General features: G+C 65.4%; 11 protein-coding genes. 7 read left to right on the forward strand and 4 right to left on the reverse strand.

Annotated elements, in window-relative coordinates:
- Positions 1 to 6: 6 nt before the first annotated feature.
- Positions 7 to 750: a fimbrial biogenesis chaperone gene (locus tag XCC_RS07185; RefSeq protein WP_014507246.1), complete on the reverse strand. Its 744-nt coding sequence runs from the start codon at positions 748 to 750 to the stop codon at positions 7 to 9.
- 8 nt (positions 751 to 758) lie between these two features.
- Positions 759 to 1283: a Csu type fimbrial protein gene (locus tag XCC_RS07190; RefSeq protein WP_040942357.1), complete on the reverse strand. Its 525-nt coding sequence runs from the start codon at positions 1281 to 1283 to the stop codon at positions 759 to 761.
- 297 nt (positions 1284 to 1580) lie between these two features.
- Here XCC_RS07190 and map point away from each other — a divergent pair, with 297 nt between their 5' ends.
- From map to dapE, 6 genes are all read left to right on the forward strand, one after another.
- Positions 1581 to 2357 carry a type I methionyl aminopeptidase gene (gene map, locus XCC_RS07195; protein ID WP_011036574.1) on the forward strand — a complete coding sequence of 259 codons (777 nt, stop codon included), beginning with the start codon at positions 1581 to 1583 and terminating at the stop codon, positions 2355 to 2357.
- The gene (locus tag XCC_RS07200) at positions 2354 to 4963 is read left to right on the forward strand and encodes a [protein-PII] uridylyltransferase (protein WP_011036575.1); all 2610 of its coding nucleotides are present in this window, start codon (positions 2354 to 2356) and stop codon (positions 4961 to 4963) included. The genes map and XCC_RS07200 overlap by 4 nt, the downstream gene beginning before the upstream one ends.
- A 20-nt stretch (positions 4964 to 4983) precedes the next feature.
- Complete coding sequence (gene dapD, locus XCC_RS07205; protein WP_012438809.1) at positions 4984 to 6156, forward strand: 2,3,4,5-tetrahydropyridine-2,6-dicarboxylate N-succinyltransferase; 1173 nt, start codon at positions 4984 to 4986, stop codon at positions 6154 to 6156.
- Entirely contained in the window at positions 6153 to 6626 is a 474-nt protein-coding gene (locus XCC_RS07210) for a hypothetical protein (protein ID WP_012438808.1), read from the forward strand. The genes dapD and XCC_RS07210 overlap by 4 nt, the downstream gene beginning before the upstream one ends.
- Entirely contained in the window at positions 6623 to 6979 is a 357-nt protein-coding gene (locus tag XCC_RS07215; RefSeq protein WP_011036578.1) for an arsenate reductase, read from the forward strand. The genes XCC_RS07210 and XCC_RS07215 overlap by 4 nt, the downstream gene beginning before the upstream one ends.
- 108 nt (positions 6980 to 7087) lie before the next feature.
- Positions 7088 to 8218 carry a succinyl-diaminopimelate desuccinylase gene (gene dapE, locus XCC_RS07220; protein WP_040941552.1) on the forward strand — a complete coding sequence of 377 codons (1131 nt, stop codon included), beginning with the start codon at positions 7088 to 7090 and terminating at the stop codon, positions 8216 to 8218.
- A 193-nt stretch (positions 8219 to 8411) separates the two neighbouring features.
- Here the strand turns inward: dapE and XCC_RS07225 are convergent, their stop codons facing one another.
- Positions 8412 to 9284, reverse strand: a complete 873-nt coding sequence (locus XCC_RS07225) for a tetratricopeptide repeat protein (protein ID WP_016944180.1) — start codon at positions 9282 to 9284, stop codon at positions 8412 to 8414.
- 369 nt (positions 9285 to 9653) lie between these two features.
- Here XCC_RS07225 and asnB point away from each other — a divergent pair, with 369 nt between their 5' ends.
- Complete coding sequence (asnB, locus tag XCC_RS07230; RefSeq protein WP_011036581.1) at positions 9654 to 11348, forward strand: asparagine synthase B; 1695 nt, start codon at positions 9654 to 9656, stop codon at positions 11346 to 11348.
- A gap of 203 nt (positions 11349 to 11551) precedes the next feature.
- On the opposite strand, the gene hpaM is transcribed toward asnB, so the two are convergent.
- Entirely contained in the window at positions 11552 to 12601 is a 1050-nt protein-coding gene (gene hpaM / locus XCC_RS07235) for a type III secretion-associated outer membrane-bound protein HpaM (RefSeq protein ID WP_012438805.1), read from the reverse strand.
- Positions 12602 to 12812: the final 211 nt, after the last annotated feature.

Below are 12812 nucleotides of genomic sequence, written 5' to 3' on the forward strand. Positions count from 1 at the left end.
GCCACATCACGGCGCGGCCAGCAGGGTGCGTTCGTCAGCCTCACCATTGATCCTTGCGGTGATGGCGCCGCGGCCAAACTGTGCCAGCGGCGCGCCGAGCGACCAGCGCATGGTCTGGCCGGGCAGGACGTAGCCCACCAGTCCGTTCAACTCCGTCTTGGCCTTGCCATCGATCAGGTGCCGCAGATCGGCCACCTGTGCATGGCCGTTGCCGGTGTTGCGGATCTGGATCTGCGCGTTGCCGTCGCTGCCGGCCACCAGTTGCGTGTCCAGCCGCGGCGTGGGCGCGGCGATGCCGGGCGGTAGCACGAAGATCGGCACCGAGTAACGCAGCACGAACTGCATGCCGTTGCGGTCTGCGTCGACGCTGGGCAGTTCGTCGACAATGATGCGGTAGCACACCTCTTCACCACGTGGCGGCGGCCCGGCGCGGATCACGCGGATCAACTGCCGCTCGCCAGCGGCCAGCGTGCGCATGGGTGGGCTGATCAGCAGTTCCTGGGTGGGATCGAGCTGATCCTGGCCTTCGCGCTGGGTCCAGCGGTAGGCGCGGGTCTGCACCTGCACCGGCGCGCTGCCGCTGTTGCTCAGCCACAATCCATCGGCGCTCTGCTGGGCGGTCAGCGTGAGCGAGGTGGGCGCCAATTGCAGGCTGGCGGCGCGCACTGTGGTCGACTGGGTAGCCAGGCAAAGGCCGGACAAAGCCAGCAACAACAACGGACGCAGTGGCGAAAGCAGCGATAGCGGCATGCGTGGGCTCAATAGATGATCGTGGCGGTGATGGTGTCTTGGTAGGTACCAGTGGCTGGGTTGCCGGCGGACGGGTTGGTCACGCGGCCGTACACCGGGTAGATCTGATTGATGCCGGTGGCGGTGCGGCTCAGCGTATTGGTGCCGCTGGTGCTGCCCCACACTGTGCTGCGGCCCAGGTCCTGGTAGAGCTGATAAGCGACGAAGTTGTTGGTGGTGACCAGTGCATCGGTGTTCTTCATGCGGCGGGTGGTCACATCGTTGGCCGTCCCGGCATTGCTACCCGCGCTCAGGGCGATGTTGTAAGGCGTCAATGCGGTGCACTGAGCGGTGACGCTGCCGTTTGCATCGGCATTGGCGGTAGAGGTGGATAGCACCGAGCCGAAGTCGACGTCCGTGGCCGATGCCGCGGTGATGGTGCAGGCCTTGGTCACGGCAATCTTGACGTTGAAGGTGGTGGTGTCTGCTGCTGTCGCGATGCCGACGGTCGAGAGCAGGCCGAGAGAGAGTAAGACAGGGCGGACATTACGCATGGACATTTCCTTGACCGAATAGGTCATTGATGACGCGACCAAGTCGTCGCCCTCCTCGTAATGCATCCGCCGTGCCAAAGATAACCATGAATCGGTTAGCTATCCCGCTGTTTTTTTTGGGTCTTTAGCAAAAAATGCGATGTCCTACGGATGACTCCGTTTCACGCAGTTTTGACGCGTGAAGACCTTCGTCACAATTCCGGTCCCCTTGCGCCGGATTTCCGCCGGCGAGCGCGAGCGTGCCGCGCAAAGCGTGGAGTCATTCAGATTCGCTCGGAATCGGCGATAATCCGCCACATGAGCGTCAATCTGAAAACCAAAGAAGAAATCGAACTGATGCGCGTCGCCGGCCGTCTGGCCGCCGAGGTGCTCGACGTGGTGGCCCCGCATGTGAAACCAGGCGTGACCACTGCCGAGCTGGACCGCATCTGCCACGACCACATCGTCAATGTGCAGGGCACCATCCCGGCCAATGTCGGCTACCGCGGCTTTCCCAAGAGCGTGTGCACCTCGGTCAACAACGTGATCTGCCACGGCATCCCGAGCGCGGCCAAGGTCCTGAAGGAAGGCGACATCGTCAATATCGATGTCACCGTCATCAAGGACGGCTGGCATGGCGATACCAGCCGCATGTATTACGTGGGCACGCCGTCGGTGATGGCCAAGCGCCTGGTGGAAACCACTTACGAGGCAATGTGGCGCGGCATCCGTGCGGTCAAGCCGGGCGCGACGCTGGGCGATGTCGGCCATGCCATCCAGAAATTCGCCGAGGCCGAGCGCTTCAGCGTGGTGCGCGATTACTGCGGCCACGGGATCGGCAAGGTCTATCACGACGAACCGCAGGTGATGCATTACGGCCGGCCGGGCGAGGGCCTGGTGCTCAAGCCGGGCATGACCTTCACCATCGAGCCGATGATCAACGAAGGCACCTATCACCATAAGACCCTGCCGGACGGCTGGACCGTGGTGACCAAGGACCGCAAGTTGTCCGCGCAGTGGGAACACATGGTGGCGGTGACCGAAGACGGCGTGGATGTGCTGACGCTGTCGCCCAACGCCTCCGCGCCGGCATGACCGCAACGCCGGCGGACCGACCCGATCCGGGCGTCGCCGGCGACGCCGACTGGGCCGCCGAGGCCCGGCCGCTGCTGGTGCATGCGGACATGCGACTGTGCAAGCGCTTCGACCAGGGCGAGCCGACCGAGCGCCTGCTCGCCTTGCGCGCGCGCGCCGTCGATCAATTGATGCGCAATGCGTGGACGCGCTGTATCCCCGCCGACGCCGGGCTGTCCTTGCATGCGGTGGGTGGCTACGGGCGCGGTGAACTGTTTCCGCGTTCGGATGTGGACCTGCTGGTACTGGGCGAGACCGCTGCGCAACAACGCCACGAGCAGGCGCTGGCGCGCTTGTTTGCGTTGTTGTGGGACGTGGGCCTGCCAATCAGCCATGCGGTGCGTTCCCCCGCGCAATGCACGAGTGCGGCCGCTGACCAGACCGTGCTCACCGCACTGATCGAATCGCGCCCGCTGGTGGCCGATGCGCAGGCGCGTGCGGCGCTGGCCGCAGCGATCGCGCCGCAGCAGGTGTGGCCGCCGCGCGCGTTCTTCCAGGCCAAGCGCGAGGAACTACACGCGCGGCATCAGCGCTTCGGCGACACCGCCGACAACCTGGAACCGGACATCAAGGACGGCCCCGGCGGCCTGCGCGACCTGCAGACGCTGGGCTGGATGGCCTTGCGCGCGTTCGGGGTCAAGGACCTGGAAGCGCTGGTCGGGCTGGGCCATGTCGGCATGGACGAAGCGGCCGCATTGCGGCGCGAACGCGAAGAGCTCGCGCGCCTGCGCTACGGCTTGCACCTGGTCGCCAACCGGCCGGAAGAACGCCTGCGCTTCGATTACCAGAAGACCCTGGCCGAGCGGCTGGGCTTTGCCGACGACCCGGAAAGCCTGGGCGTGGAAAAGATGATGCAGCGCTTTTATCGCAGCGCTGCGTTGATTCGCCGGATCAGCGACCGCCTGCTGCAGCGCTTCGAAGAGCAGTTCGATGGCGAAGCGGTGCCGGTGCAACTGGACGCCGGTTTCAGCCTGCGCCGCGGCTATCTCACCGCCGATGCCGACACCTGGCCGGATGGCGATGTGGTGCAGGTGTTTGCGTTGTTCGCGCAATGGGCGGCCCACCGCGAGGTGCGCGGGCTGCATTCGTTGACTGCGCGCGCGCTGGCCGAAGTGTTGCGCGATCTACCTGCGTACGACGTTGCCGACGCCATCGCGCGCGACCGGTTCATGGCGCTGCTGCGCGGCCCGCGTGCGGTGGAAACACTCAATCGCATGGCGCGGCTGGGCGTGCTTGGCCAGTGGATTCCCGCGTTCGCCAGTGTGTCCGGGCGCATGCAGTTCGACCTGTTCCATGTCTACACGGTAGATCAGCACACCTTGATGGTGCTGCGGAACATCGCGCTGTTTGCCGCCGGCCGCGCCGACGAGCGTTTTTCGATCACCCATGAAGTCTGGCCGCGCCTGCGCAAGCCGGAGCTGTTGTTGCTGGCGGGGTTGTTCCATGACATTGCCAAAGGCCGCGGCGGCGACCATTCCGAACTCGGCGCGGTGGATGCGCGCGCGTTCTGCCTGGCGCATCGGTTGAGCGAAGGCGATACCGAGCTCGTCACGTGGCTGGTGGAGCAGCACCTGCGCATGTCGGTCACCGCGCAGAAGCAGGACATCTCCGACCCGGAGGTGATTCACCGCTTTGCCACGTTGGTGGGCACGCGCGAGCGCCTGGATTACCTGTATCTGCTGACCTGTGCCGACATCGCCGGCACCAGCCCCAAACTGTGGAATGCCTGGAAGGACCGGTTGCTGGCGGATCTGTATTTCGCCGCACGCCGCGCCTTGCGCGAAGGTCTGGAACACCCGCCGCCGCGTGAGGAACGCCTGCGCGAAGCGCGCGAATCCGCACGCACGCTGATGCAGGCGCAAGGCCATGACGATGCCACCATCGATCGCCAGTTTGCGGGCATGCCGGACGAGAATTTCCTGCGTTTCCGGCCCGAGCAATTGGCCTGGCAAGCGGCCTCGTTGATCGAGGTGCAGATCGGCCAGACGCTGGTCAAGGCGCGCCGCGCGGTGCCCGACAACGACGCGCTGGAAGTGTTCGTGTATTCGCCCGACCGCGATGGATTATTTTCGGCGATCGTGGCCACGCTGGACCGCAAGGGCTACGGCATCCACCGCGCCCGCGTGCTGGACGCGCCACACGATGCGATCTTCGACGTGTTCGAAGTGCTGCCGCAGGACAGTTCCGCCGATGGCGACCCGCAGCGCCTGGCCGCCGCCCTGCGCCAGGTACTGGCGGGCGATCTGCTCAAAGTGCGCCCGTCACGGCGCGCGGTGCCGCGTCAGTTGCGGCATTTCCGCTTCGCCCCGCGGGTGGAATTCAGCGAAAGTGCCGGTGGCAGGCGCACCCGCATCAGCCTGGTGGCGCCTGACCGCCCGGGCCTGCTGGCCGACGTGGCGCACGTGTTACGCATGCAGCACCTGCGCGTGCACGACGCCCGCATTGCCACCTTCGGCGAGCGCGCCGAAGACCAGTTCCAGATCACCGACGAGCACGATCGCCCGTTGCCCGATGCTGCCCGGCAGGCGCTACGCGATGCGCTGTGCGCCTGTCTCGACCCCACCTGAGTTCCTCCCGGAGAGCCCCCATGAGCACCAAGAAGCCTGCGCGCACGCCGCGCGCGACTCCCGCCAGCGCAGCCGCCAAGCGCGCATCTTCCGCAACGCCCAAGCGCGCGGCCGCGTCCAAGGCTGCAGCCCCCAAGAAGCCGGCAACCAAGCCGGCCGCCAGCACCGCTGCCGTCGCCAAGCAGAGCGCGCGCCGTAACGCCACCGCCGCGCCAGCGCAGCCGAAGCAAGCGGCCACCAAGGCGCCGCGCGTTGCCAAGAAGGCGACCACCGTGGTGGCTGCACCGGCCGCCAAGAAGGCCGCAGCGGCCAAGAAGCTGCCGATCGCCAAGAAGGCCGTGCAGCCCACCGCGCAGGTCAGCAGTGACGAACTCAAGTTCGGTATCGAAAGCGCGTTTGAACGCCGTGCGGCATTAACCATCGACGAGATCGAAGGCTCCACGCGGGCAATCGTCAATCGTGTCATCGATGGACTGGAAAGCGGCGAGTTCCGTGTTGCCGAGCCGGACGGGCAGGGCGGCTGGACCGTCAACGAGTGGTTGAAGAAGGCAGTGCTGCTGTACTTCCGCGTCAACGAGATGGCCGTGATCGATGCGCAGCCGGCGCCGTTCTGGGACAAGGTGGAGTCGCGCTTTGCCGGCTTCCATGAGGCCGAGTTCCGCCAGGCCGGCGTGCGTGTGGTGCCCGGGGCGGTCGCACGGCGCGGCAGCTATTTCGGCAAGGACGTGGTGCTGATGCCCAGCTTCACCAATATCGGCGCGTATGTCGGCGAAGGCACCATGGTCGATACCTGGGCCACGGTGGGCTCGTGCGCGCAGATCGGCAAGCACTGCCACCTGTCCGGCGGTGCCGGCATCGGTGGCGTGCTCGAACCGCTGCAGGCCAGCCCGACCATCATCGAAGACCATTGTTTCATCGGTGCGCGTTCGGAAGTGGTGGAAGGCGTGGTGATCGGCCATCACAGCGTGATCGGCATGGGCGTGTTCATCAGCCAGAGCACGCGCATCTACAACCGCGCGACCGGCGAGATTTCCTACGGCTACGTGCCGCCGTACAGCGTGGTGGTGTCCGGCCAGCTGCCATCCAAGGATGGCTCGCATTCGCTGTATTGCGCAGTGATCGTCAAGCAGGTGGATGCGCGCACGCGCAGCAAGACCAGCGTGAATGAATTGCTGCGCGGTCTTGCCGATTGAGTACAGCACACGCACACGCCGGCACCCTGCTGTCGCGTCCGGCCAGTGGCTGGATCCGATGGGGCATCCCGGCCCTGTGGCTGTGTTGGGTTGCGGTCTACGTGGCGGGCTCGCTGGTGCGCGACGGCGTCCCGCAGCAATTGGATGCGTTGCGCTGGCTGGCGCCTGTCGCGATGGTGGGGCTGACTGTGCGGTACCTCGTGTTGTGCAGGCGATGGGCGCAGGTGCGCGATGCCGGCGATGCGCTGGAGATCGTGCAGCAGGGACGATCGCAGCGTGTGGACCTTGCGCAGTTGCGTGCGGTCGATCCCGCCTGGGTGATGCCGCCGGCGCGGCTGGCATTGAAATTCCACGGTGAGCGCATACCGGTGGTGTTCCTGCCTGCGCACGGGCGAGGCTCCGCCGCGTTGGCTACTACCCTGCTGGCGCGTGCAGACGCGCGCCAGGCAGTTGAAGAGATGACGACATGACCACGGTATATGGATTGAAGAACTGCGATACCTGCAAAAAGGCCACCAAGTGGCTGGATCGCTTTGGCGTTGCCTACACGTTCGTGGATTACCGCGAGCACACGCCCGCACCGGACACCTTGCTGGAATGGGCCGGTAAAGCCGGTGGATTCGATGCCTTGATCAACAAGTCCTCGACCACGTGGCGGCAGTTGCCCGACAACAAGAAAACGCCCGGCTCGGAGGCAGAGTGGAAGCTGCTGCTCCGCGAGTACCCGCAATTGATCCGTCGGCCGGTGGTGCTGACCGACGATGGCACGCTGAGCCAGGGGTTCTCCGACAACGGCTTCAAGGCGCGCTTCGCCGTGGGTTGAACCTGCGCGGCAACATCGCTTCGCCTGGCGGCCCGCGCGGTGGTGCGCGTTGCCGCATGCTGCACTCCCACGCATGCGCTGCATGCAGTCCCTTGCCAAGAGACCCTGATGACCAGCGACGTCCTGCAACTGACCTGCGACCTCATCGCACGCGCCTCGGTGACGCCTGCCGATGCGGGCTGCCAGGCGCTCATCGCCGATCGCCTGAGCGCTGCCGGCTTCGCGTGCGAACACCTGCGGCTGGGCGCCGTCGATAACCTGTGGGCCACGCACGGCAGTGGCGCGCCCGTGCTGGTGTTGCTGGGGCACACCGACGTGGTGCCCCCCGGGCCGGCGAGCGATTGGGCCAGCGACCCATTCGCGCCGCAGGTGCGCGATGGCGTGTTGTACGGACGCGGTGCGGCCGATATGAAAGGCAGCGTGGCTGCGTTCGTGGTGGCTGCCGAGCAGTTTGTGGCTGCCCATCCGGAGCATCCGGGCACGCTGGCGGTGCTGCTGACCAGCGACGAGGAAGGGGACGCCATCGACGGCGTGCGCCATGTGGCCCGGCTGTTTGCCGAGCGCGGCCAGCAGATCGACTGGTGCATCACCGGTGAGCCATCGTCCACCGAGCGGCTGGGCGATCTGCTGCGGGTGGGCCGCCGTGGCAGCCTGTCCGGCAACCTGATCGTCAAGGGCGTGCAAGGCCACGTGGCGTACCCGCACAAGGCGCGCAATCCGATCCACCTGGCGGCGCCTGCGCTGGCCGAATTGATCGCGCGGCAATGGGACGATGGCTTCGAAAGCTTCCCGCCTACCAGCCTGCAGATTTCAAATATCCACGCCGGCACTGGCGCCAATAACGTGATTCCCGGCGAGCTGCAGGTGGCCTTCAATCTGCGCTACACGCCGCACTGGAATGCCGAAACGCTCGAGCGCGAGATCGTCGCGCTGCTGGAGCGGCATGCGCTGACTTACACGCTGGCCTGGCATCGCAGCGGCGAGCCGTTCTACACGCCCGAAGGCACGCTGCGGCGCGTGGCCCGCGAAGTGCTCGGCGCATTTGTCGGTGCACCGCCGGAGGAGAGCACCGGCGGCGGCACCTCCGATGCGCGCTTCATCGCACCGCTGGGTGCGCAATGCATCGAGGTCGGCCCGGTCAATGCATCGATCCATCAGGTGGACGAGCACGTGCGCGTGGCCGATCTGGAAGCGCTGCCGGCGCTGTACCGCACGCTCGTCGAGCGTCTGCTGGTCTGAGGTGTTGCAGACGCTTCAGGCCGACATTGTGACGCGCGCGGTGCGCGACGCTCGTCACTGCCGGCAGCGATGCGTGGCAGTTAGATCCCGGTGTGCGCGTCAAGCAGTGTGCGCTGCGGACTTGGTGCTGCAGCGGCATCTCGGTTACACCGCGCCATGCTGTCGCGCCGTACGAATGCACCAGCGAGAGTGCCTAGTCGAAGGTCCAGAACGGCGGTTTGATCGCCTCGCGCCAATGCGATGCGTCGGCGATGTAAAACCGCTGTGCGGACGCCTTGGCAAACCAGATCGCCGCGGTTTCCTCGTCGCGCGTTACCCCACTGCTGCCGCGTCCCAGCAGTAGGGCGTAGAAATATTGCCCATACACATTGCCCTGGTCGGCCGCGCGTCGATACCAGCGCAGCGCTTCGGCACCATCCCTGTTCATACCGCCCATCCCCTTTTCGTAGAGCGCGCCAAGATCGACCTGCGCCTCGGCGTCACCGCCACGCGCACGGCGTTGGATGTCGCGCACCAGCGGATGGATGTCGCCGTCGCGTGGCGCGATGGCGGCGGGAAGCCCTGACGGTCCGGAGGCGGCGCGCTCGTAGATCGCGACGCGCAGATCCCAGCGCAACGCGGCGGCCGCTTCGCCGCGCTCACGGTGGAATTTGGCGAGCTCGCGAATGGCATACGGGTTGCCGTGCATGGCCGCCGCCAGATACCAGCGCTCGCCCTTGCGTGGCGATGCCCGCAACGCCGCGCGCTGGTCGATGTAGGGGCTGTCTGCATGCGTAAGCGTGCCGCTTGCCCAGATCCGGCCCAGTGCCAGCTCGGCAAGGGCATTGCGGAAGGTCCACGGCGTGGTTGCGGCGGCACGCTCATACCAGCCGATGGCGCGCGGATCGTTGCGGCTCTCCAGTTGGCTGGCGACCTCCCAGATGCTGTCAAAACTACCATCGGCAGCCGTCTGCTCCAGCTGTCGCAGTTTGGCAGGTTCGGTGCGCGGCGCCGTCGTGCTGCACCCTTGCAGCAGCACGAGTGGGATAAGGGCCGCAAACGCCAGGCGTCCGATGCGTGGGGTCATTGCAGAGGCTTCCGACGACGGGGGCGACATTATCCGCGCAACGCGTCCGCGATCGCGCGGCGGCCTTGGAATGCCGGGCTTGCCGGCCCTGCTTGGTTGCCATCGCAACAGTTGCGTCGCCGCTGAAAGCGGGATACGGTCGGCCCATGACATCGTTTCTGTCCAACGTCGCCAACGCCAATCACCGCAGCAATCTGCGCGCGAATAATCGTGCGCGGCCGATGCGGGTCTGCGACTAGGCGAAGTACCAACACACACGCCCAGTTTCCAGAAAACCCGCATCGGCCGATGCGGGTTTTTTTTATGGGTGATGTCTTGCACCGTGTTGATCCTTCGGCCGCCCATCACGACTTTTCCAGGAGTGTTTCCATGTGTTCCATCTTCGGTATCTTCGGCCTGCAACCCGGCGACGACCTGCAGGCCCTGCGCCGGCAGGCCCTGGAATGTTCGCAGCGGCAACGCCATCGCGGGCCGGACTGGAGCGGCGTGTACGTCGATGCCGGTGCCATCCTGGTGCACGAGCGTCTGGCCATCGTCGACCCGGCGGGCGGTTCGCAGCCGCTGTTGTCGGAGGACGGCAGCCTGGCGTTGGCAGTCAACGGCGAGATCTATAACCATCGCGAACTCAAGGCCGAGCTATTGCAGCCGTACGCTTTTCAGACCGGCTCGGACTGCGAAGTGATCAATGCGCTGTACCGCGAAGATGCACCGGCCTCCTATCTCAACCGCCTCAATGGCATCTTCGCCTTTGCGTTGTGGGACAAGGCCGCGGGGCGGGTGATCATCGCGCGCGACCCGATTGGCGTGGTGCCGTTGTACTGGGGACACGACCGCGAAGGCCGCCTGCGCGTGGCGTCCGAACTCAAGTCGCTGGTGGACGATTGCGCCGATGCCGCGCAGTTTCCGCCTGGCCATTGGTACGACAGCGCCACCGGCGCATTGAGCCGCTACTACGAGCGCTCGTGGCGCGAATACAGCGAAGTGGAAAATGTGCAGGTGCCGCTGCAAGAGCTGCGTGAGGCGTTCGAGCGCGCGGTGCATCGCCAGCTGATGACCGATGTGCCCTACGGTGTGCTGCTGTCCGGTGGCCTGGATTCGTCGTTGGTGGCGGCGGTGGCCGCACGCTACGCGCGGCACCGCATCGAAGAGAACGACACCACCGAAGCCTGGTGGCCGCGTCTGCATTCGTTCGCAATCGGCCTGACCGGCTCGCCGGATCTGGCCGCTGCCGAAGTGGCCGCCGCCGCGCTCGGTACCGTGCACCATGGCTTCGAATACAGCTTTGAAGAAGGCCTGGATGCGTTGCCGGAAGTGATCCGCCATATCGAAACCTATGACGTGACCACGATTCGTGCGTCCACGCCGATGTTCCTGCTGGCGCGGCGCATCAAGGCGATGGGCGTCAAGATGGTGCTGTCCGGCGAAGGCAGCGACGAGATCTTCGGTGGCTACCTGTACTTCCACAAGGCACCGAACGCACGCGAATTCCACGAAGAACTGGTGCGCAAGCTCGATGCGCTCAACAACTACGATTGCCTGCGCGCCAACAAGTCGATGATGGCCTGGGGCGTGGAACCGCGCGTGCCGTTCCTGGATCGCGAATTCCTGGACGTGGCGATGCGCATGGACGCGCGCTTCAAGATGATCGACAAGACCAGCACCGGTGCCACCCGCATCGAGAAGGGCATCTTGCGCGAGGCATTTGCCGGCTATCTGCCGGAATCGATCCTGTGGCGGCAGAAGGAGCAATTCAGCGATGGCGTTGGTTATGGCTGGATCGACGGCCTCAAGGCACATGCCGCCGCGCACGTGAGCGATCGCGAACTGGCGGCGGCCGATCGGCGCTTCCCGGTGAACCCGCCGCAGACCAAGGAAGCGTATTTCTACCGCAGTCTGTTCGAGCAATTCTTCCCCAGCCAGGCCGCTGCGGAGACGGTGCCGGGTGGCAAATCCATCGCGTGTTCGTCGCCGACGGCCATTGCCTGGGACGCGAGCTTTGCGGCGATGGCCGATCCGTCGGGCCGTGCGATTGCCGGCGTGCACGCGCAGGCGTTGGCGTCCTGATCAAATCGTGTGTGCTACAGCATGGCCAGCAGCTGAGGGTTGCTGGTCATGCCAGTGCGTTGCTTCGAGCGGCGTAGAAAACATAGTCAGCAACCACCAGGTAGGTGCGGACGGTGCGGGGAACCAAAGCGTACGTATACCTGCAGATTCCGAGCACCGGCCGCGCCCGCCTGGTGGCTGCGTAGCGGTTTTGATCGCTGCGCTTACTCGTGGCGCACGCAGTAGCCGTAGCGCTGCGGCTCGATATCCACGCCGGCCACATCGGCCTGGTTGTTACGCCACACGTTGGGCTTGAAGTCGGCCGCGCTGCAGTTGGCCGCACGGTCCACGCCGATGGTGTAGGTAAACGGGTTGCTGGCGAAACGGTTGTTCTCGAACAGGTTGTCCTGGCTCATGCTGTTGTCCCAGCACATGATTTCCGGTGTGCGATAGCGGATGGCGCATGCCAGGAAGATGCCCGCCACCTTGTTGCCATCGAACTGATTGTTGGTGAAGCGGTTGCGCCGCGCATCCGACAGATAGATGCCCTGGCTGCCATTGCGCTCGAAGCGGTTGTCGCGAATCTCGCTGTCTTCCAGATGCTCGGTGGTGAGGCCGGCAGCCACGTTGTCGTGGATGTAGTTATTCATCATCGTCACCTTGGCGGTGCGATTGAACGACACGCCGTCCCAGATGGCACCGGAGACATCATTGCGTTCGATGGTGATCTCGCGCGTGTCGTATTCGCTGAGCAGGCACGCACTGCGGCACTTGTTGACCTGCAGGCCGGCCAGGCGAATGCCTTGGCCCGAACGCACCACCACCGCGCTGTTGCTCAGGTACGGGCGCTCCGGCATGAATTCCTTGTCGCCGGTGCTGGCCACGATCTGCATGTCTTCAATGCTGACGTTGCGGATCACGCCGGTGGGCTGCTGGTTCTCGTAATCGCCAACCACCAGCACCGGCTGTTGCACGCCATCGGCCATGCGCAGCACGGTGGCCGGGCCTTTACCGCGCACGGTGAGGTTGCCGCGGTGGATCGATACCAGCCCGTTGAGCGGGAACTCGCCTTTTTCCACGCACAGCACGGCAGGCGTATCGCTTTGCGGCAGCTTGTCGATGGCTTTTTGCAGGTCCTGGCCCGGACGCACCTTGGCGGTGCAGCTGGCGACAGGCGCCGCAGGTGGGCCGGCAGGCGCTGGCGGTGCAGCCGAGCAAGCGGTCGCAAAGACCAGGGGCAACAGGGCGGAAACGGAGCGGGCAAGCAGAGGCATGCGGATTCCGGTCAGTGAGGGGAGGGGGGCGATGGGTGCGATGCAGCGTCCAATCGCGACGGCCTCTAGTGTGTCGCACCAGGCGTTAAGTTCCAGCCGACATCGGCCCACATGGTCGGCGCAGGTTCATGGCGGTCAACGTGGCGGTGAGCCAACTGTGCGCGGTTGCGCACTCTGGTGCTGCACCGTTGGCGCTGTGATGCGGCAGGGG

Source organism: Xanthomonas campestris pv. campestris str. ATCC 33913, from assembly GCF_000007145.1.
Lineage (GTDB): Bacteria > Pseudomonadota > Gammaproteobacteria > Xanthomonadales > Xanthomonadaceae > Xanthomonas > Xanthomonas campestris.